Raw genomic sequence first — 19,727 nt, forward strand, 5'->3', positions numbered from 1 at the left:
GGGTCGGTGTGGGACTACGAGGTAAAGACCTATTAGGCTTACAGGATCTTACCGCAGAGGAGATCCAACTGATCTTAGATACGGCCAAACCCTGCAAGGAAATTTTATCCAGGACCATCAAGAAGACCCCGGCCTTGAGGGGGAAAGCGGTGGCCAATGTGTTCTATGAGCCGAGCACCCGCACACGCAATTCCTTTGAGATGGCGGCCAAGACCATGAGTGCGGATGTCATCAATGTGGCGGTGGCCCAAAGCAGTGTGAAGAAGGGGGAGAGTCTCATCGATACCGCCGAGACTCTGCGGGCCATCGGTGCCGATGTGATCGTGCTACGGCACTATGCAGCCGGTGCCGCGGCCTTTTTGGCCCGGCATATTGATATTTGTGTGATTAACGCGGGGGACGGCTGGCATGAACACCCCACCCAGGCCCTGTTGGATCTTTTCACCATTTTGGAACACAAGGCGCAGATTGCCGGTCTGAAGGTACTGATCGTCGGCGACATCCTCCACAGCCGGGTGGCCCGTTCTAACATTTGGGGACTGACCAAGCTGGGGGCGGAGGTGTACGTGGCGGGACCGCCCACCCTGATCCCCACGGGGATTGAAAAGCTAGGGGTACAGGTGGTCTACGATCTGGACAAGTATCTGCCCCAGATGGATGTGGTCAACCTTTTGCGGGTTCAAAGGGAAAGGCATCACCGGGCGGTCTTTCCCTCTATCCGGGATTATGTGCGTAGCTTCGGTCTACACAAAGACCGGCTGAAGTTGTTGTCCGATGATTGTCTCATCCTGCATCCCGGGCCCACCAATTTGGGGGTGGAGATTACCCCCGACGTGGTGGAGGATCCCCGGGCGGTGATCACCGAACAGGTGACCAATGGTGTGGCGGTGCGCATGGCCCTGTTATATCTGCTCTTGGCGGGAGGTAGGAAAATCGATGAGTCTGTTGATTAAAAACGCATTGGTCATTGACCCGATAAGCAACATTGATCGGGTTCAACTGGATATCCTCATCCAGGGGGAAAGGATCGTCAAGGTAGGGCCCAATTTGGAAGCCACCGCTGACACCACGGTCTACGATGCTGCCGGTCTGTGGGCGGTGCCAGGCCTGGTGGATATCCACGTGCATCTGCGCCAACCGGGCCGAGAGGACAAGGAGACAGTGCGCACCGGCACCATGGCGGCCGCGGCTGGGGGGTTTGTGGCGGTAGCCTGTATGCCTAACACGGATCCCGTGCTCGATGGGGAAACCGTCTGCGGTTTTCTACATGAGATCATCAGGAAGGACGCGGTGGTGGAGGTGTATCCCATCGGGGCGATCAGTAAGAACCTGGCCGGCGAGGAGCTGGCGGAGCTGGTGGAGATGGCCCAAGCCGGGGTGCGAGGCTTTTCCGACGACGGACACTGTGTCAACGACGGATATTTGATGCGCCAAGCCTTAGAATATGGCAAGATGTTGGATTTGCCGGTGATCACCCACGCCGAGGACGGGAAATTGGCCGATGGTGGGGTCATGCATGAAGGCTACTGGTCCACCGTTTTGGGTCTGCCTCCCATCAGTCCCGTGGCGGAAGAAGCAATCATTGCCCGGGATCTGCTCTTGGCGGAGGAGACCGGTGCCCACTTGCACATTGCCCATGTCAGCACCGCCCGGTCCGTGGAACTGATCCGCTGGGGGAAGGCCCGGGGGATCAAGGTCACCGCGGAAGTCACTCCCCATCATCTGACTCTGACCGACGAGGCGGTTTGTGGCTACGATACCAACACCAAAGTAAACCCGCCCTTGCGCTCCTGGGAGGATGTGCAGGCGGTGCGGCAGGGACTGGCCGACGGGACCATCGACTGTATTGCCTCGGATCATGCCCCCCACACTAGGGAAGAGAAGGAGCAGGAGTACATCCATGCCCCCTTCGGGCTCATTGGTCTAGAGACCACGGTGCCGGTGATCATGTCGGAGCTGGTCCATGGGGGTATTCTCACGCCCCTTCGGGCCATTGAGGCCATGTCTACGGCACCGGCTAGGATTCTGGGCCTTGACCCCTTAGCCATTGCCCCCGGTCAGGTGGCCAGCATCACCCTCATCGATCCGGAGCGGGAGAAGGTGGTGGAGCCCGATGGGTTCTACAGCAAGAGCCGCAATACGCCCTTCGGGGGCCGGAAGTACAAAGGCTGGCCCCAGGCCTTAGTTTACCGCGGCCGCATGATCATGGAAGGTGGGAAGGTCCGTGCTTAATTTCGCCGATCGTTTGGACCAGGCAATGACGAAAAAACAAAGCCACGTGGTGGTGGGTCTCGATCCCCGCTGGCACCTGATTCCGGCGTACCTGAAGGAGGAAGCGGCCAGGAGATTTGGTCCCGGGCCCGAGGCGGTGAAAGAGGTCCTCTTTCAGTTTGGCGCCCGGATTATCGAAGCGGTGGCGGAGTACGCGGTGGCGGTGAAGCCCCAATTTGCCTTCTACGAACAGTTTGGCCCCTGGGGCCTGCAGGCTCTCCAGGAATTGGCCAGGGTGGCGTCCAGCCACGGTCTTTTGGTTGTCGGTGATGGCAAACGCAATGACATCGGTTCCACCGCCGAGGCCTATGCCACCGCCTATTTAGGAGAGGTGGAGTTGTTTTCCCCGCCCCAGCGGATCTGGTCCTTTGACGCAATGACGGTGAACGCCTATTTGGGTACCGACGGGGTTTTGCCCTTCATACAGGTTGCGGAAAGGCAGGGGAACGGTCTGTTCGTGTTGTTGCGTACCTCCAATCCCTCCGCGGTGGAGTTTCAGGACCTGCCCAGTGGGGAGGGGAAAGTCTATGAAGCGGTGGCGGACAAGGTGGCCCAGTGGGTAGAGGATTGGCCCCTTGGCCGTTGTGGGTACAGCTTTATCGGCGTGGTGGTGGGAGCCACCTACCCGGAGGATGCTAAGATGTTACGGGAAAGGCTGCCCAAGTGCATCTTCCTGGTGCCGGGCTACGGCGCCCAAGGGGCCGGGGCCCAAGAGGTTTTGCCTTCTTTCGACGCAGACGGGAAAGGGGCCGTGGTTAACTCCGCCCGGGATATTATCTTCGCCTATACAAAGCCCGAATACAGTCAGTACGGAGAGCGCGATTTTGCAAAAGCTGCCGGCGAAGCGGCCCGTCGGATGCGGGATGACCTCAGGCGGGTCGTTGGCTGGTGAGGAGTGATCCTATGCAGGGTGATCATCAAGGAATTCTCATAGAAAAAAAGCAGGTGACCCCTGATTGTTACCTGTTTACCATCGAAAGTTCCAAGCTTGCCTTGGCTACTCCGGGTCAGTTCATTCATATCCTTCCCCAGGCGTCTTGGGGTATCTCCCAGGATCCCTTGCTCCGACGTCCGATTAGTCTGTATGACGTCTCCAAGGAAGCCCAGAGGGGCCAGATCCTTTTTCGGGTGGTGGGTCGCGGCACTAAGGCCCTGAGCCAGTTTGTACCCGGGGATCTGATTGATTTCCTCGGCCCCATCGGTCGGGGCTTTACCTTGCCCGTGGGTGGCCCAAGGGAAGTGGCCTTGGTGGGCGGTGGGATTGGCCTGGCACCCCTGTTTTACCTGGCGCGCAGACTTATCGAGGAAGGACACCGGGTCTGTGCCTATTTTGGCTTCCGGGGTAAGGACGACTATATCCCTGTGGAACCCTTCGGTCAGCTTGGGTGTGCGGTGGAGGTCTTTACCGAAGACGGTTCCCGGGGGACGCGGGGTTTTCCCACCCTGGGGCTGGAACAGGCTTTACGGGAAGGTGTCCATCGGGTTTACGCCTGCGGACCTGTTCCCATGCTGGCCGCCGTGGTGGAACTGGCGGGGGATGTGCCCTGTGAGGTATCCATGGAAGAGCGGATGGGCTGCGGGATTGGGGCTTGCTTAGGCTGTGTCTGTAAAGTGAAGGGCCGGGAAGAATACCAGCGGGTCTGTGTGGATGGACCGGTCTTTGACGGTGCCACCTTGGACTTTTCCCGCTGGCGGGAAGACTAGGACAAAGGAGGGGGGAACGGGGCCTTGGGGCGCCGTTCGAGCCATGAAACCAGATCTTACGACGGAGATTGGCGGATTGAGACTGACCAACCCAGTGATGCCCGCCTCGGGTACTTTCGGAAATGGCCGGGAATACAGTGCCTATTTTCCCCTGGATATCCTTGGGGCCGTGGTGGTAAACGGGGTCACCCTGGAGCCTAAGGTGGGGAATCCACCTCCCCGGGTCACCGAAACCCCCGGCGGGATGCTAAATTCCATCGGGCTAGAAAACTCAGGAGTGGAGGTTTTCCTTGCCGAGGATCTGCCCTTTTTGCGCCAGTGGCAGGTGCCGGTGATCGTCAACATTTCCGGCAATACGGTGGAGGAGTATGCCCGCCTGGCCCGGATCCTAGGGGAGACACCGGGGATCGGGGCCCTTGAGGTGAATATTTCCTGTCCCAACGTGAAATGCGGGGGGATCAGCTTTGGTACCAGTCCCCAGATGGCTGCGGAGGTCACCGCGGCGGTGAAGGAGGCCACCACGCTGCCTGTGATCGTGAAGCTTACCCCCAATGTGACCAGTGTGCAACAGATGGCTGCGGCGGTGGAAAAGGCGGGGGCGGATGCAATCTCGCTAATCAACACCTTGCTGGGGATGCAGATCGATGTGGAGACTCGGCGACCGGTATTGGGGAATATTAAAGGAGGGCTTTCGGGACCGGCGGTGCGGCCCATTGCGGTGCGGATGGTCTATGAAGTTTACGAGGCGGTTTCCGTGCCCATTATCGGTATGGGAGGAATTGACAGCACCGCAGCAGCTTTGGAGATGATCCTGGCGGGCGCGAGCGCCGTTGCGGTGGGCACCGCCAATTTCGTGGATCCCTGGATCATGCCAAAGATTATTGCCGGTTTGGAGAAATACTTGCAGGATCACGGCATAGATAATATACGAGTGCTAATTGGTGCCGCACACCAAAAAGGAGGCTAAGCCGTGAACCTGAAAGTCTTTTTCCTGGCTTACAGTACATTGTTCTTGGCAGAGTTAGGGGATAAAACGCAGTTGGCGGTATTTACCCTGGCCGCCCAGTACAAATGCCCCTGGGTGGTCTTTGGGGGGGCTTCCCTGGGGCTTTTGACTGTGACCTTAATTAGTGCCCTGCTGGGCCAGACCATCGTGAAGCTTGTGCCCCCAGAGTATTTGCAGTTGGTGGCCGGTGTACTGTTTGTGGTGTTGGGAATTGGGATCCTGTGGGGGGCGGCGCGGGATCTTCTAGGATAGGGTGATCCTATGGGTGGTGTTTTCCAAATCCTGTGGTTCTTCTTGCTGCTGTCGGCTTTCTTGCCGATGCTAAGACAATGGAGGCTGGAAAGGGCGCGCCTTACGCTCCATCGGGCCATTGAACAGGAGCGGGGTTCCCGGCTGATAACCCTCATCCATCGCCAGGAATCCATGAGTCTGTTCGGCATTCCTATCAAACGCTTCATTGATATCGAGGATGCGGAGCAGATCCTGCGTGCCATCCGGTTCACGCCGCCGAACATGCCCATTGATCTAATCCTACATACTCCCGGGGGACTGGTGTTGGCGTCGGAACAAATCGCCAATGCCCTAAAGCGCCATCCGGGGAAGGTGACGGTATTCATCCCCCACTATGCGATGAGCGGTGGAGTCCTCATCGCCCTAGCCGCCGATGAAATCGTGGTGGATGAGAATGCGGTCCTGGGACCTGTGGATCCCCAAATTGGGCAGTACCCGGCCGCCTCCATCGTCAAAGTGTTGGAGCAGAAGGACGTGAACCAAATCGAGGATACCACCCTGATCCTGATCGATGTGGCGAAGAAGGCCTTGGCCCAGGTGGAAGAGACGGTCTATGGGATCCTCAAAGACAAGCTGGAGGAGGAACGGGCCAGGCAGGTGGCAAACCTGTTGAGCCGGGGGTATTGGACCCACGACTATGCCCTATCCTGTCAGACCCTCCAGGAGATGGGTCTGAACGTACGGTGCGGGCTGCCCCGTAAGGTGTATGAATTGATGGATCTGTATCCACAACCGGCCCAAAGGCGTACTTCCGTCGGTTACATCCCTGTTCCCTATCGCGGTGGTGAGTGGGAGTCTTAGTAAGGGCACAGGCTAGATTTTCGGATTTGTTGGAGGGAAAAGGAATGACAAAGCAAATATTGGTTGGAATCGTGATGGGTTCTGATTCAGATCTACCGGTGATGGCCGATGCCGCTGCCTTTTTAGATGAGATGGGCGTGGGATATGAAATGCGGATCATTTCTGCCCATCGTACCCCCGATGTGGCCTTGTCCTATGCCAATTCCGCGGCGGAGCGGGGACTTAAGGTGATCATCGCCGGGGCAGGAAAAGCTGCCCATCTGCCGGGAGTCCTTGCGGCCTATACCCATCTGCCGGTGATCGGAGTTCCCATCCTCAGTAGTACCTTGGCGGGGACCGACGCGTTGTATTCCATTGTCCAGATGCCCACGGGGATTCCGGTGGCCTGTGTGGCCATTAACGGGGCCAAGAATGCAGCCATTTTAGCCTGTCAGATGCTGGGGATTGGCGACGAAAGGCTGGCGGCCAAAGTCCAGGATTACAAGGCCCGCCTAGCGGAGGAAGTGCGAACGAAGGATCAGAGGCTGCAGGAGCAAGGGTGGCGGGCCTATACCTAAACAGATGCTCCCCAGGTTTCGGGCCAGTGACGATTGTTGTGGCAGTCTAGGCCAAAACATCTGTCTTTTCTGGTGGCGCAGACCCTGCCCGGGGAAACTGTGAAAAAGTGAGGCAGACCGCCTTTCCGTTGCAAGAAAACAGATGGTAAGGCGGAATCCGTTCTGCCTTACCATGGACGAAGGCGTTGACAACTTAGTCCCTATGCCTTGTTGGTGGCTGCGTATGCCAGCGACAGTAGGTCTAATCCCACCCGCTTACCTGTCGAAACACTGGCCACGCTTCGTCGGGGTAGAACCGGTGGCCTTCGGGACCCACCACCAGCCTGATCTTATCTTCGGCGTTTGCAGCCTTATATAAAGCCTGGGCTGTGGTGAAGGCTTCCCTTACTCCGATGAGGGGAGAGAGGTGATCTTTTGCCCCGGCCACGATCACCAAGGGTCTGGGGGCGATAAGGCCGGCCAGATCTCCCATTTCGAAATACTGCCGAACCCTGGGCAGATAGCCGCACACGCAGTGGTCCACGGCACCACGTCCGTGTCGATAGGTACAAAAGGTGCAGGAAGGCATCGCGACCTTGATCCGCTCATCCATACACGCGGCATAGAAGGTTACCGTTCCGCCCCCGGAGTTGCCCATGCACCCGATCCGGGAGCTGTCCACCTGGGGAAACTGCTCTAACGCATCAATGGCCCTGGAAACGTCCCACACCCGCTCACCGATCATGGTGCGACCTAGGAGTAGGGCGGTCAAAGTCCCGTGGTGGCAAGCTTGACGGGCGGTTAGCCTTTGGGCCTGTTCAGGCCTTTGATCCCTTCTCTCGCCAAAGCAGCGCTGTTCCATCGCTAACGCGGCATAACCTTCCCTGACTGCTTGCAAGGCAAAATCCCGGCCCCCGGCAATACTCTTCTCATCTTCGGGGGACTTGGGGATCCCCAAGGAAATGTGCATTCCTGCCGTATGCCCCTGTAGACAGATTACCACCGGGTAGGGAGCTTTTCCCCCCTTGGGCAGAAGCAGGTGGCAGGGGACATCGGCCCCCTTTTCCGCGGTGAACAAAAACCGGATCTCCCGATAGTAACCTCGTTCCGCTTCCCACTCCACTCGCACCTGCAAAGGCACCGGTTCTGGATTTGCTCCCAGTATTTCCCCCAATTTGGCCCTGGCCTTGTTTTGCCATCTGCGGAAATCCTCCCTCGGCTCGTAGGCGAGGCAGGGGCGCAGCTTTTGAAACCACAGGTCGTGACAGGTTTCTGGAGAAAGGTCCGGCAATCTGGTTTCCTCCCTTTGGTTAGTGTAGCCTTGGGGCAAAGACCTTCCAGGGGCTCGCCCTGGGTCTTCTTCTTTGCCTGGGGAAAACTGAGGCGGGAGGGTTTTCCCTGCAGGCGGAAAACGATCCCTGCGCGGCTGGAAGGTGTCATCTGCTAGTGTACATTCTCAGTGGATATATCAAATGTCTGTAGTATATCATTTCCTGTCCCATGTTTGCTGCGGGTTTGTGCCTTGGGTATGGCGGAAAACTGCAGGTTTGTGATAGGCTTTGGCGCGAAGATCTCTATGCAATTGTTTCGCTTCCCGATTCCTTTTCGCCTTCGGCAGGAAGGAACCGATGTACCCTAGGAGAATATAACCAAAGGAGGGTTTCCTTTCCTCCCTTTTTTCCCGATGGCGGGGACGTAACTCCGGTTGCTTAAAGTCTTACACTTCTTGCTTGTTAGCACGATGAGGAGGTAGCTTGTGGAAGCGGCACTGACGGTTAAACAGGTGTGCAAAAGCTATGGTGGACGCCGTGTAGTGGACAATGTGTCCTTTGAGGTGTACCCTGGAGAGATCATGGCCCTGTTAGGTCCCAACGGAGCTGGAAAGACCACCATTATCCGCATGATTATGGGGATCGTAGGACTGGATGCCGGAGAGCTTCAGTTCCGGTTTGAACCGGGGACGGTGGCCAAGACCGTGGATAAAGCCAAGGTGGGATATCTGCCCGAGGAGCGGGGACTGTACCGAGAATCGCAGGTCTTGGATGTTTTGATCTTCTTGGCGGGGTTAAAGGGTGTACCCAAGGAGGTGGCCAAACAACGGGCGCTGGAATGGCTGGAACGTTTCGGTTTGGGGAATTATGCCCGGGCCAAGGTCCAGGAGCTTTCCAAGGGGATGGCCCAGCGGGTGCAGTTTATTGCCACCGTCCTCCATGAACCAAGTTTGGTGGTCTTGGATGAGCCCTTCTCGGGACTGGATCCTGTTAGCCAGGACTTCTTCCAGGAGGAGATTCGGAAACTCGCCCAACGGGGTACCGCGGTGTTGCTTTGTAGCCACCAGATGAACCTGGTGGAGGCCATCTGCCATCGTATTTTCCTCATCAATGAAGGTCAGCGGGTCCTCTACGGTTCACTGCGGGACATTAAAACCCAATATGGAAACTACCGGGTAAACATGCTTATGGAAGCGGCGGACGACGGACTGCTTCATCATCCCCTGGTGGCAGAACACCAGTGGAGGGGTAATCGTCTCATCCTGTTACTGAAGGACGGAGTGGGTCCTGCGGAGTTTGTGAATAGTTTAGATCCCTCCCTTACCATTGAGGAGCTTTCGATTACCCGGATCTCTCTCCATGATATCTTCGTACGGGTGGCCAAGAAGGAGGCGGTGGTATGAACGCCACAAGGCAGATTATGATGTGGGAGATTATGCGCAATTTGCGCAACAAGCAGTTTCTGATCGGGATGTTTCTCACGCCACTGATTATTGTAGGTTTTAGCGGCCTGCCGATCCTAGTCCAGAAGTTCGATCGTCCTTCGATTGATCTTTATGTGGTGCGGGATGAAGTGGGGGTGTTTCCTGCCCTTGTGGCCCTGGCCGAAGGTAGTAATGTGGAGCTAGAACTGTATATGGGGGAGGATTTGGCATCCTACGCGCAGGAACAGAAAGCCAAGGGGTATTTTGTCCTCGACGACACTTTCGTGGAGACGGGGCAGGTGCAGGTGCACGTAGAGAAGGCGCAATCCCTGGATCCCTTGCCACGGCTATTGACGGATCTGCTACAAAGTGTGCGCATCCAGCAGGCAGGGATCGATCCCGTCTTGGTTCAATACCTGACTGCTTCCTGCCAAGTGATTCCTGTCTTACCCGCGGGCAAGGAGACTGAACAGTTGCGTTCTATTGTTACTTCCATTGCGCTTACCATGGTGATGTTTGTCCTGATTCTCCTTACCGGTGGGATGCTCTTTTACAGTGCCTTGCAGGAGAAACGGGACCGTATGTCCGAGGTTGTGCTTTCCTCCATCAGCCCCATCGACCTCATGCAAGGGAAGATCCTGGGTAACTTTATCCTGGGGGTCATCCAGTTTGCCTTTTGGTTGATCCTCGCGGTGGCTGTCCTCAGATTCGGCTTTGATATTCCCGTGGAGGAGTATATTTCTTGGCGGCAGTTGCCGGTGTTAATGGTCTTCGGTCTTTTGGGATATTTACTCTATGGGGCCATGTTTGTGGGCCTAGGAGCTACCCTGGAAGATGTGCAAAGTGCGGGTAACACCCAGGGAATAGCCTTCATGCTCCCTATGCTGGGTTTTGTCTTCATTGGACCCATCATCGCTAATCCCGATGGTCCCATCGCCACCATCGTGTCTTTGGTTCCTATTACCAGCCCTTGGATGGTGATGATGCGCTCAGGTCTAACGGTGATCCCTCCCTGGGAACTGGTCTTGAGCGCAGTGCTTCTCTTGATCACCACTATTCTTGTGGTGTATGCTTCCGCTAAGATCTTCCGGGTGGGCATGTTAATGTATGGAAAGACCGCCACTCCCAGGGAGATCTGGAAATGGATCCGGTATGAATAGAAAAACCATGGAGGATGCTGCCGATGGCCGGTGGCATCCTTTTTCCTGCTGTAATGGGGGATGGGTCAGTCTTTCCGGTGCGGGGCATGCCCAAGCACCTTCTGCCAATACGGTTCCCAGGGGATAGAAGAAAACCCTCGGACTGGGTAGATCGAAGACGGGTTAGTTCAGATGTGGAGTATTTGGCAGTAAGAAGGATGACTAGCGAAAACACCACAGAGACTGTGGGGTTACGGCCGGGGCTATGTGTGGTGGCGCAGAGTGTGGGCGAAGTTCGTTATACTTTTGGCGTGCACGGTTGTCGGCCGTGGTTGCTGTAGCTTAGGTTTGAGGACTTGTGCCTGAGGGTGGCGGTGTCAAGACGGCGGTAACTTGCTGTTAATGACTGAATATTGTTTAAATGTGTTCTAGATTTCGCCCAAGGCGTATTCTGTCCCAGGCGCAGATACTAAGGAAGGAGCGAACATGGGTACTAGGTGGAGGATGGCTCTAGCTGTCGGTGGTATCTTCTTACTGGTTGTGGTGGTCTGGGTGCTGCGGGATGGGGATGGACAGAAGGGTGAGGCAGATCTCGATGTGGAGGTGGTGGAACCGTCGGTGACGCTGGAGGAAGAGGAGAGGGTACTTACCTATGCTTTCCTAGGGATCGGCAGCTGGTCTCCTCCTACGGGGGTCATCGAGGAGTTTTCCGAGCAATATGGAATCAATGTGCGCCAAGATTCCCTGGTGGGATATGACAAGCTGGTCACCCGCCTCGCGGCCGGAGAGGAGTTCCTGCCGGACTTGATCTTTGTCCACGAGAAGGATGCTATCGACCTGGTCCGGAGCAATGCCTTGGTGGAACTGGATAGTCTCTGCCAGGAGGCAGGGATCGATCCTGCGACATTGCCCCCGGGTAACGAGCTTTATCCTGCGGTTTACGAAGGAAAACGCTTCTTCCTCCGGGTGGAAGGGTCTGCCATGAACCGCCCCGTATTGGTGGGTCTAGTCAGGCGTCGCTATGTGTCCGAAGCCTTTGAGTTGGCCTATCGGATTGCCCGGAGCGGTTCTTTCTGGCGCCCGGCGGATTATGACGGTGTGATTTGGAATATGGACTTTCAGCTGTTGGTAAACGATTATTTCCTTCCCTATTCCTTTGAGCTGCTCTACCACAATGTGCTGCATCCGGATCTGCAAGAGTACTGGACCGAGGAGGAGTTCGTGAAGCGCCATAAGGAGTATCTAGAATATGAATGGAGGTATGTGGCCCGGGTGATGCCGGAGGAAGTGCAGAAGGTGGGCACCTACGTCAGTCCATATACGGAGAAGGAATATGACCAGGTGGTTCGGGTAGAGGTCACCCTGTGGAACGAGGTCCGGGAGGATCACTCCCGGGGCAGCGCCTTTGCTCCAGGGAGCTCGTCGGTGGTGCAGGATCTGGTGCAGACCTACCTCTATTTCACCCCCGTGGATGGCCGCTGGTGCCTATTGCTTTAGCTAGCTGGGTTTGACAAAACCAGTGGGGTTTGCTACACTGAAGGCGCCTAAAGCAGTACGCTGGCTTCGAAATTGCATAGCGATGAAAGTGCATCTAGGGTTCCGCCTGTGTGAAACAGGGACTGCGACCAAGTGATGCAGGCATTAGGAATTAATGCTACACCTTAGCGGGATAAAAACCCTGGCGGGCAGGTTTCATGGACCAATGGACCTTGCCCGACTTTTTTTTGTATATTAAAAGTAACATAGCCTGAAATAGGTGCTTTGTACTGTACTTACTCAATTACCGGGAGCGACTTGTTCCGACGATGGGGTGAAGGACATGACTGAGAAGAAACTGACCTATAAGGATGCGGGGGTGGATATCCACGCGGGTTATGAGACGGTTCGGAAGATCAAGGACTACGCCAAGTCCACCTACGGTCCTGAGGTGCTCAACGAGCTAGGCTCCTTTGGTGGGCTTTTTGCCCTGACCCAGGGGTCCTACCAGGAGCCGGTGCTGGTGGCTGGTACCGATGGGGTGGGCACCAAGCTTAAGATCGCCTTTCTGATGGACAAGCATGATACTGTGGGCTTGGACCTGGTGGCCTATTGTGTGAATGATATTATCTGCCATGGGGCGCGTCCCTTGTTTTTCCTGGACTATCTGGCCGTAGGCAAACTGGCCCCTGATACCGCCGCCCAGATCGTCTCCGGGGTGGCCGCGGGCTGTCGTCAGGCCGGCTGTGCCCTAATTGGCGGGGAGACCGCGGAGATGCCTGGTTTCTATGGACCAGGAGAGTATGACCTGGCGGGCTTTGCGGTGGGGGTGGTGGAGAAGAGCAAGTTGATCGACGGTAGCCTCACCCGGCCCAAGGATGTACTGATTGGGATCGCCTCCACCGGACTGCAGTCTAGCGGCTATTCCCTGGTGCGGAAGGCTTTGTTGGGGAAATATCCGGTGGACACCATGATCCCCGAGTTTGGTCGCACCCTAGGGGAGGAACTCCTGGAACCTACCGGTATCTATGCGCGGCAGATCAACACCCTGGTGGAGAAGTACCCCATCGGGGGGATTGCCAATATCAGTGGTGGGGGACTGCCGGAGAATGTGCCGAGAAGCCTGGCCGAAGGGTGCGAGGCAGTGATTAAGAAGGGTAGCTGGCCTGTGTTGCCCGTCTTTGAATTCCTGCAGCGGGAGGGCAACATCGACGAGGAGGAGATGTACAATACCTTCAACATGGGTATTGCCATGGTGCTGGTGGTGCGGCCCGAACATGTGGATGCGGTGCAGCGGGAGTTGACCGCCATGGGCGAACGGAGCTACGTGATCGGTGAGGTTGTGGCCGGTGAACGGAAGGTTACCTTTACCAAGTGACGGAAGGTGAGGACGTTGCTCAAGTTAGGTATCCTGGTCTCAGGCCGGGGGAGCAATCTGCAAGCGATTATCGATGCCATCGAGGCCGGAAGGCTGGCGGCACAGATCCAGGTTGTAATTAGCGACCGGGCCGACGCCTTTGCCCTAAAGCGAGCCGCGGCCTATGGCATACCCACCGAAGTGATCCTCCGGGAAGACTATCCGGATAAGCAGCAGTTCGAGGCGGCCATTGTCCGGTCCCTCCAAGCCAGGGAAGTGGAGTTAGTGGTATTGGCAGGCTTTATCCGGTTGCTCTCCGGCTGGTTCCTGGAGCACTTCAAGTGGCGGGTGATCAACATCCATCCGTCCCTGTTGCCGGCTTTTCCGGGGTTGAATGCCCAGGCCCAGGCCCTGGAGTATGGGGTGCGGGTGTCTGGGTGCACTGTACATTTTGTAGATGAGGGGATGGATTCTGGCCCTATCATCCTCCAACGGACGGTACCGGTCCTCGATGACGATACGGTGGAGACCCTGTCCCTGCGGATCCTGGAGCAGGAGCATCTAGCGTATCCAGAGGCAATCAACTTGATCGCCAAAGGGATGCTGCGCATTGAAGGACGCCGGGTGCTGCGGGTACAGCCATCCACTGGGGAAATATAAAGCTAGGGAGGGAACCGCATCGGCCCGCGGGCCGATGCGGGAGCAGATGATCAAGATCAGACGAGCTTTGTTAAGTGTTTCTGACAAGACGGGCCTCAGAGAGTTTGGGGTGGCCCTAAGCAAGCTTGGTGTTGAACTCATTTCCACCGGAGGGACCTATGAGGCCTTGAGAGAAGCCGGTGCCGATGTGGTCTACATTTCCGACGTCACCGGTTTCCCCGAGATCCTAGAAGGCCGGGTAAAATCCCTGCATCCTAAGATCCATGCGGGGATCCTAGCCCGCCGGGACAAAGAGGACCATCTGGCCCAATTAGCGGAACTAGAGATCCAACCCATCGATCTGGTGGTGGTGAACCTCTATCCCTTCGAGGCCACCGTGGCCAAGGCCGACGTGACCTTGGAAGAGGCCATCGAGAACATAGACATCGGAGGACCCACTCTAATTCGGGCCGCCGCGAAAAACTACCAAGGGGTGGCGGTGGTGGTGGATCCTGCGGATTATCCCAGGATTGTAGACTGTTTGGAAACCGAAGGAGGACTACCCGCGGATTTTTGCAGGGAACTTGCGGTGAAGGCCTTCCGTCATACGGCCCGGTATGACGCCATTATTGCCCGGTTCTTGGGACAGGATACCCCCTTCCCCGACACCTTAACCCTGCCCTGGGACAAGGTGGCAGAGCTGCGCTACGGGGAGAATCCCCACCAACGGGCAGCCTTCTATGCAGAACCCGGGTATGGACCCTATACCATGGCCGCGGCAAAACAGCTCCAGGGCAAAGAGCTGTCCTTCAACAACTACAATGACGCCAATGGAGCTTTGGAGTTACTAAAGGAATTTGCGGAGCCCACGGTGGTGGCTAGTAAGCATACCAACCCCTGTGGAGTGGCCTCCGCGGAGGATTTGGCCACCGCGTTCCGGTTGGCTTACGAAAGTGATCCCGTGTCCATTTTCGGTGGGATTATTGCGGTGAACCGGGTGGTGGACGCCGAGACTGCGGAGCAGATGAAGGAGATCTTCCTGGAAGTGATCGTGGCCCCCGGTTATACCGAAGAGGCCTTGCGGATCCTTAAGGAAAAACAAAATTTGCGGCTTCTGCAGATTGACGGTTTGGACCAGATCTGTGGCCAGAAGCAGCCCGCAGCTTGGGATTATAAACGGGTATCCGGCGGGCTTTTGGTACAGGATGCGGACCTGGCGGATTTAGACCTGGATCGTCTCCAGGTGGTGACCAAAGTGCAGCCCACGGACGAACAGATGGCTTCTTTGCTTTTCGGTTGGAAGGTAGTCAAGCACGTGAAGTCCAACGCCATTGTGCTGGCGTCGGGACGGCAGATCATCGGGGTGGGGGCTGGTCAGATGAACCGGATCACCGCCGCCCAGCTAGCCATCGCCCAGGCCAAGGAGCGGGCTCAGGGAAGTGTTTTGGCCTCCGATGCCTTTTTCCCCTTCAATGATGTGGTGAAGGCCGCGGCCCAGGCCGGGGTGAAAGCCATCATTCAGCCGGGTGGTTCTATCCGAGATCAAGACTCCATTGATGCGGCTAACGAGTATGGGATTGCCATGGTCTTTACGGGGATCAGGCATTTCAAGCACTAATACCTGGTGGGAGTGAGACGGTCTGTGAAAGTATTGGTGGTGGGCAGTGGAGGTCGGGAGCATGCCCTGGTGTGGGCCCTGTCCAAAAGCCCGAAGGTGAAAGAAATCTATTGTTACCCGGGGAATGCGGGTATTGCTCAGTGTGCCCAGATCCCCCCGCTCCCTTCTGATTCCGTGGCGGATCTGGCCCAATGGGCCCAGGAGGAACAGATCCACCTGACGGTGGTGGGGCCCGAAGCCTATCTGGCCCAAGGCATTGTGGATGAGTTTGCAAAACGGGGACTGCGGGTCTTTGGACCCACCCGGCAGGCTGCCCAGGTGGAATCCAGCAAGATCTTCGCTAAAGAGTTGATGAAAAAGTACGGGGTGCCCACTGCGGATTATCGGGTATTTACGGATTTGGCCGCGGCCTTAGCTTACGTTGAAGAGGCGCCTTTGCCGGTAGTGATTAAAGCCGATGGCCTTGCCGCGGGCAAAGGGGTGGTGGTGGCCCAAGACCGGGACACAGCCCGGGCGACCCTGCGGCAATTGATGGAGAACAGGATCTTCGGCCAGGCCGGTGAGCAGGTGGTCATCGAAGAGTTTCTTCCGGGTGAAGAGGCCAGTCTGCTGGCCTTCACCGATGGGTACACCATTTTACCTATGGTTCCGGCCCAGGATCACAAGCAGCTTTACGCCGGCGGACGGGGACCGAACACCGGTGGTATGGGAGCTTACTCCCCCACGCCGGTGTTGGATGAAGCCCTGGTTCAACAGGTTTATGAAAGGATTCTGATCCCCACCGTGGCAGGCCTGCGGGCCGAGGGAATTGTGTACAAGGGTGTCCTATATGCGGGACTTATGGTTCACGCCGGGCAGGCCAAGGTGGTAGAGTTTAACTGCCGCTTCGGCGATCCCGAGGCCCAGGTGGTCTTGCCCAGGTTGCGTACGGATCTTTTCGAGGTGTTGGAGGCGGTGGTGGACGGACGTCTTAGCGAAATCGAGCTGGATTGGGATCCCCGCACCGCGGTCTGTGTGATTTTGGCCTCCGGCGGGTATCCGGGGGAGTATCGGAAAGGATATCCCATTACGGGCTTGGATGTGGTGGCCCAGTTGGAGGACGTACTAGTCTTCCACAGCGGCACCGGTCTAAAAGATGGACAGGTTGTCACCAACGGTGGTCGGGTGCTGGGGGTTACGGCTCTGGCTGACGATGCTGCCGGGGCCATTCGGCGGGCCTACGCGGCCGTGGCCCGCATCGATTTCACCGATAAGTACTATCGGGAGGACATTGCTAGTCGCGCTCTGGAAGCTTAGGATCGACCTGGATAGTCCGGTAGTGGTCGTAGATGACAAAACCGGGCCGGGCGCCACTGGGTTTTCTGACGTACTTGATGAAGGTGTAGTCCACGGGCACATTTTGCCCGTGGCGCGCCTTGCTGAAATAGGCCGCGATCTGAGCTGCACAACGGACCAGCTGTTCCGGCACATCGGCCAGATCCCCTACCTTTCGTTCCATCCGGACTACCACATGGGAGCCTGGGATTTGCTTCGTATGAAACCATAGATCGTGGGGACGGGCTAGCCGGAGGGTGAGCTGGTCGTTTTCCCTATTGTTCCGCCCCACATGGATGGGCACCTCTTCCGGTCCCCGGAAGATGAGGGGCTGGGCCTTTTTTCCCGTCTTGGTTCGTTCCGAGGGTTTGGGGAGATAGCCCTGCTCCATCAGTTCATCCCTGATGCGTTCCAGATCTTCAAGATCTTCCGCGAGCTCCAGATGGGTCTCCACGGTCTGTAGGTACTGGATCTCCTCATTGACCTTACTCAATTGTTCTGCGGTGATCCTTCGACCCCTTCTTGCCTTCTGATACATCCGGAAGTATTTGTCCGCGTTGGCTGCAGGAGTAAGCTCCGGATCGAGCTCAATTGTTGTTTCCCGTTGCTCCGGATCGTAATAGTCGATGACAGTGGCTTCCCTTTGTCCCCGTTTGAGTGCATGGAGGTTTGCCGTAAGTAGTTCGCCGTACTTGCGAAACTCATCCGCACTTTCGGCTCGGTGCAGGGCCTCTTCCAGTTCCACCACCTTCTGGTTGCAGTTGGCCAGTTGCTGTTGGATCACTGCGTTCAACTGGTTTTCCAGCTGGGCCATGGCTTCGCGAGTTGTTTTGAAGTGGAAGTACTCACTTACGAGAAGGCTAGGGCTAGGGAACGGTTTTTGTACCGCCGGATCAAGGTGTTTGAGGTTGGTGGCGGAGATATCCGCAGGTAGACCCTGCCCATCGGTGATCAGCGTGGGAGTGAAGCTCCCCTGGGCAGCTCGTTGTCCGAGATGTGTGAGCTCCTGTAGAAGACGCTCAACATGTTCGGCTTTCAGTGCCTGGGCCGGCGTCGTAGGTTCGATGCCGCTGCGATGAAGGATCTCGGTTACCAGCAGTGGACTAAGGCCCAAAAGACCCTGCAACAGGGTATTGGCCACTTGTTTCGGGCTGTTAAGTACGTTCGCGAGTGCCTCCCTTGTGAGTGGGTAGAAGGGTCTGCGCCCGCTAGCCGGTGGTTGGATATATCGTAGGCCCGGTGCGATCTGCCGATAGCGGCTCATCTGTTCGGTAACTACCCTTTGGGCCGCGAGGATCTTCTTGGTACGCGCGTCTACTAGCACAAGATTGCTATGCCGGCCCATGATTTCGGCGATTAGTTCCAGCAGGCCTTCTTCCGTCTCGATGGTGAGGTACAAAAGGCGATCCCAATCCGGTTGTTTGATCTCGATTACTTGCCCGCCGATGAGAGATTTCCTTAAGCTCTGCCCGAAGGCGAAGATTGACGGTTCGAAGGGTTGGTGAACCAGATGGATCCGGGCCTGGTTTGGTGCGGTGGAGATCAGCAGTTGATGTTCTTCATCGGGCCACCGCAGGCCAAGAACCACTGTGGTCGGATCCGGTTGGTAGATCCGGGCGATCCGCGCCTTTGTGATCTTTGGCGTAATCTCATGTCGTACCGCCGCTAGCATCAAACCATCAAAGGGCATAGACATCCTTCCTTCCAGAATAGCTCACTCTAGTAGAATACCACATTTTGTGCGGAGGAGGTCCACTGTTGTGGCCAATTTTCCACTCGTCAGTTGCCATTGCACCACAGCGGAGCGTTGACTAGGGAGAAGTCTGCCGCCTTACTTCCTTGTTTCTCCAAAAGAATCTGTTGTTAAGCCCTATGTTCGCGCCACATCCCGAGAGGAAAACTAGAAGAACATTCCATAGGTGATTGGAGTTTGGTCAGGAAAAAAGAGAGAAAAAATCAAGAAAATGTTGTAAACAGGCAGAAAGGTGACAAATACATGGAAAGAAGACCACTATGCTTGTTGTTGGTGTTGTCTGTTGTGCTGTCCTTTGGGTTTGTCGGGTTTGAGTCCGCTGCCGCCAATGATGAGCCAATCGTTTTGAGCCTGGGCCACTGGAACGCAATGGATCCCGCCTTCTTGGAAATGATCGACGCCTTTCATGCAGCCCAGGATCGGATCCGGGTGGAGATCCGGGCCTATAGTTGGGATGAGTACTCCGATGGGCTGGTGGTGGAGAATATCGCGGGAGTGGGACCAGATATTATTAACATCCATGGTACCCAGACCCCCCCGGCCTATTGGATTCAACAGGGACTGCTCCTGGATCTTACCCCCTACTTTGAGCGGGACAAGGCCGAACTGATGGTAGAGGACTTTATCCCTCAAAGTCTGGAGCTGACATCCCTGAACGGTTTTCGTTACGCCATGCCCTATTGTCTTCCCGTCCCGAGCGCTTTGGTCGTGGTGAACAATGACCTGTTTGATGCACTTGGCCTTGAGCTTCCTTTCGAGGAGTGGGACTGGGATGATCTGCGATCCCTGGCCAGCAAGATCACCAGGGACGCGGATGGTGACGGGGCCACCGACACATGGGCCATTAACCTTGCGGAAATGCGGGGATGGCGGGAAGTCTTGCATCAGGCCATCATCAGTACCGGTGATTGGTATTTCCAAAACGGCGATACTGAGATCAATCTGCGGACCGAAGGAGCCCTACGCGCTATGGACTGGGCTTACAGTCTTGTGGAAGGCGGCTATGTTCCTTTGTCTGGTGGCAACTGGACCAGGACCGGCATGAGAATGGGTATGTCCTGGGGATTCTTAGTCCGCGGTTACTATGAAGGTTGGTGGCGGGGAACCCGTGTATCGGTGGTGCAGAC

The 19,727-nt window shown here is 56.5% G+C and carries 18 protein-coding genes; 16 read left to right on the forward strand and 2 right to left on the reverse strand.

Annotated elements, in window-relative coordinates; translation table 11 throughout:
• The first annotated feature begins 8 nt into the window (after positions 1–8).
• Genes GXX57_08130 through purE form a run of 8 tightly spaced genes read left to right on the forward strand, consistent with a single transcriptional unit; the run spans position 9 to position 6,630 of the window.
• On the forward strand, positions 9–953 hold the full coding sequence (locus GXX57_08130) for an aspartate carbamoyltransferase catalytic subunit (protein HHV44613.1): 945 nt from the start codon (positions 9–11) through the stop codon (positions 951–953).
• Positions 937–2,232 carry a dihydroorotase gene (locus GXX57_08135; GenBank protein HHV44614.1) on the forward strand — a complete coding sequence of 432 codons (1,296 nt, stop codon included), beginning with the start codon at positions 937–939 and terminating at the stop codon, positions 2,230–2,232. Before GXX57_08130 ends, GXX57_08135 begins: the two co-directional genes overlap by 17 nt.
• Before the next feature lie 25 nt (positions 2,233–2,257).
• The gene (gene pyrF, locus GXX57_08140; protein ID HHV44615.1) at positions 2,258–3,163 is read left to right on the forward strand and encodes an orotidine-5'-phosphate decarboxylase; all 906 of its coding nucleotides are present in this window, start codon (positions 2,258–2,260) and stop codon (positions 3,161–3,163) included.
• Between the two features lie 11 nt (positions 3,164–3,174).
• Complete coding sequence (locus tag GXX57_08145; protein HHV44616.1) at positions 3,175–3,975, forward strand: dihydroorotate dehydrogenase electron transfer subunit; 801 nt, start codon at positions 3,175–3,177, stop codon at positions 3,973–3,975.
• Positions 3,976–4,018: 43 nt separating this feature from the next.
• On the forward strand, positions 4,019–4,942 hold the full coding sequence (locus GXX57_08150) for a dihydroorotate dehydrogenase (protein HHV44617.1): 924 nt from the start codon (positions 4,019–4,021) through the stop codon (positions 4,940–4,942).
• Between the two features lie 3 nt (positions 4,943–4,945).
• Positions 4,946–5,233: a TMEM165/GDT1 family protein gene (locus tag GXX57_08155; protein HHV44618.1), complete on the forward strand. Its 288-nt coding sequence runs from the start codon at positions 4,946–4,948 to the stop codon at positions 5,231–5,233.
• Between the two features lie 9 nt (positions 5,234–5,242).
• The gene (locus GXX57_08160; protein HHV44619.1) at positions 5,243–6,073 is read left to right on the forward strand and encodes a hypothetical protein; all 831 of its coding nucleotides are present in this window, start codon (positions 5,243–5,245) and stop codon (positions 6,071–6,073) included.
• Positions 6,074–6,117: 44 nt separating this feature from the next.
• Positions 6,118–6,630: a 5-(carboxyamino)imidazole ribonucleotide mutase gene (purE, locus tag GXX57_08165; protein HHV44620.1), complete on the forward strand. Its 513-nt coding sequence runs from the start codon at positions 6,118–6,120 to the stop codon at positions 6,628–6,630.
• Positions 6,631–6,871: 241 nt separating this feature from the next.
• On the opposite strand, the gene GXX57_08170 is transcribed toward purE, so the two are convergent.
• Positions 6,872–7,900, reverse strand: coding sequence for a hypothetical protein (locus GXX57_08170; GenBank protein ID HHV44621.1), 1,029 nt, complete (start codon positions 7,898–7,900; stop codon positions 6,872–6,874).
• Positions 7,901–8,365: 465 nt separating this feature from the next.
• Between GXX57_08170 and GXX57_08175 the strand changes: the two genes are divergently transcribed.
• The 8 genes from GXX57_08175 to purD all read left to right on the forward strand — a co-directional run bounded on the left by GXX57_08175 (position 8,366) and on the right by purD (position 16,829).
• Complete coding sequence (locus GXX57_08175) at positions 8,366–9,283, forward strand: ATP-binding cassette domain-containing protein (GenBank protein HHV44622.1); 918 nt, start codon at positions 8,366–8,368, stop codon at positions 9,281–9,283.
• Positions 9,280–10,464, forward strand: a complete 1,185-nt coding sequence (locus GXX57_08180; protein HHV44623.1) for an ABC transporter permease — start codon at positions 9,280–9,282, stop codon at positions 10,462–10,464. The genes GXX57_08175 and GXX57_08180 overlap by 4 nt, the downstream gene beginning before the upstream one ends.
• 23 nt (positions 10,465–10,487) lie before the next feature.
• The gene (locus GXX57_08185) at positions 10,488–10,784 is read left to right on the forward strand and encodes a hypothetical protein (protein HHV44624.1); all 297 of its coding nucleotides are present in this window, start codon (positions 10,488–10,490) and stop codon (positions 10,782–10,784) included.
• 145 nt (positions 10,785–10,929) lie between these two features.
• On the forward strand, positions 10,930–11,940 hold the full coding sequence (locus GXX57_08190; GenBank protein HHV44625.1) for a hypothetical protein: 1,011 nt from the start codon (positions 10,930–10,932) through the stop codon (positions 11,938–11,940).
• 322 nt (positions 11,941–12,262) lie between these two features.
• Positions 12,263–13,297, forward strand: coding sequence for a phosphoribosylformylglycinamidine cyclo-ligase (locus GXX57_08195; GenBank protein ID HHV44626.1), 1,035 nt, complete (start codon positions 12,263–12,265; stop codon positions 13,295–13,297).
• A gap of 6 nt (positions 13,298–13,303) precedes the next feature.
• Entirely contained in the window at positions 13,304–13,936 is a 633-nt protein-coding gene (locus GXX57_08200; GenBank protein ID HHV44627.1) for a phosphoribosylglycinamide formyltransferase, read from the forward strand.
• A 46-nt stretch (positions 13,937–13,982) separates the two neighbouring features.
• Positions 13,983–15,533, forward strand: coding sequence for a bifunctional phosphoribosylaminoimidazolecarboxamide formyltransferase/IMP cyclohydrolase (gene purH / locus GXX57_08205; protein HHV44628.1), 1,551 nt, complete (start codon positions 13,983–13,985; stop codon positions 15,531–15,533).
• A gap of 24 nt (positions 15,534–15,557) precedes the next feature.
• A complete protein-coding gene (purD, locus tag GXX57_08210) occupies positions 15,558–16,829 on the forward strand; it encodes a phosphoribosylamine--glycine ligase (GenBank protein HHV44629.1) in 1,272 nt (423 codons plus the stop codon).
• On the opposite strand, the gene GXX57_08215 is transcribed toward purD, so the two are convergent.
• Positions 16,807–18,537: a fibronectin/fibrinogen-binding protein gene (locus GXX57_08215; GenBank protein ID HHV44630.1), complete on the reverse strand. Its 1,731-nt coding sequence runs from the start codon at positions 18,535–18,537 to the stop codon at positions 16,807–16,809. The two genes, purD and GXX57_08215, sit on opposite strands and share 23 nt — an antisense overlap.
• Positions 18,538–19,727 lie beyond the last annotated feature (1,190 nt).

This window comes from Bacillota bacterium, assembly GCA_012839765.1.
Classification (GTDB): domain Bacteria; phylum Bacillota; class Limnochordia; order DUMW01; family DUMW01; genus DUMW01.

Excerpts from the sequence above, each read along its gene's own strand:
- GXX57_08180 (HHV44623.1), top strand. The coding sequence starts at position 9,280 with ATGAACGCCACAAGGCAGATTATGATGTGGGAGATTATGCGCAATTTG.
- GXX57_08195 (HHV44626.1), top strand. The coding sequence starts at position 12,263 with ATGACTGAGAAGAAACTGACCTATAAGGATGCGGGGGTGGATATCCAC.
- GXX57_08135 (HHV44614.1), top strand. The coding sequence starts at position 937 with ATGAGTCTGTTGATTAAAAACGCATTGGTCATTGACCCGATAAGCAAC.
- GXX57_08185 (HHV44624.1), top strand. The coding sequence starts at position 10,488 with ATGGCCGGTGGCATCCTTTTTCCTGCTGTAATGGGGGATGGGTCAGTC.
- GXX57_08215 (HHV44630.1), bottom strand. The coding sequence starts at position 18,537 with ATGCCCTTTGATGGTTTGATGCTAGCGGCGGTACGACATGAGATTACG.
- GXX57_08145 (HHV44616.1), top strand. The coding sequence starts at position 3,175 with ATGCAGGGTGATCATCAAGGAATTCTCATAGAAAAAAAGCAGGTGACC.
- GXX57_08150 (HHV44617.1), top strand. The coding sequence starts at position 4,019 with ATGAAACCAGATCTTACGACGGAGATTGGCGGATTGAGACTGACCAAC.
- purE (HHV44620.1), top strand. The coding sequence starts at position 6,118 with ATGACAAAGCAAATATTGGTTGGAATCGTGATGGGTTCTGATTCAGAT.
- GXX57_08160 (HHV44619.1), top strand. The coding sequence starts at position 5,243 with ATGGGTGGTGTTTTCCAAATCCTGTGGTTCTTCTTGCTGCTGTCGGCT.
- GXX57_08190 (HHV44625.1), top strand. The coding sequence starts at position 10,930 with ATGGGTACTAGGTGGAGGATGGCTCTAGCTGTCGGTGGTATCTTCTTA.
- purH (HHV44628.1), top strand. The coding sequence starts at position 13,983 with ATGATCAAGATCAGACGAGCTTTGTTAAGTGTTTCTGACAAGACGGGC.
- pyrF (HHV44615.1), top strand. The coding sequence starts at position 2,258 with ATGACGAAAAAACAAAGCCACGTGGTGGTGGGTCTCGATCCCCGCTGG.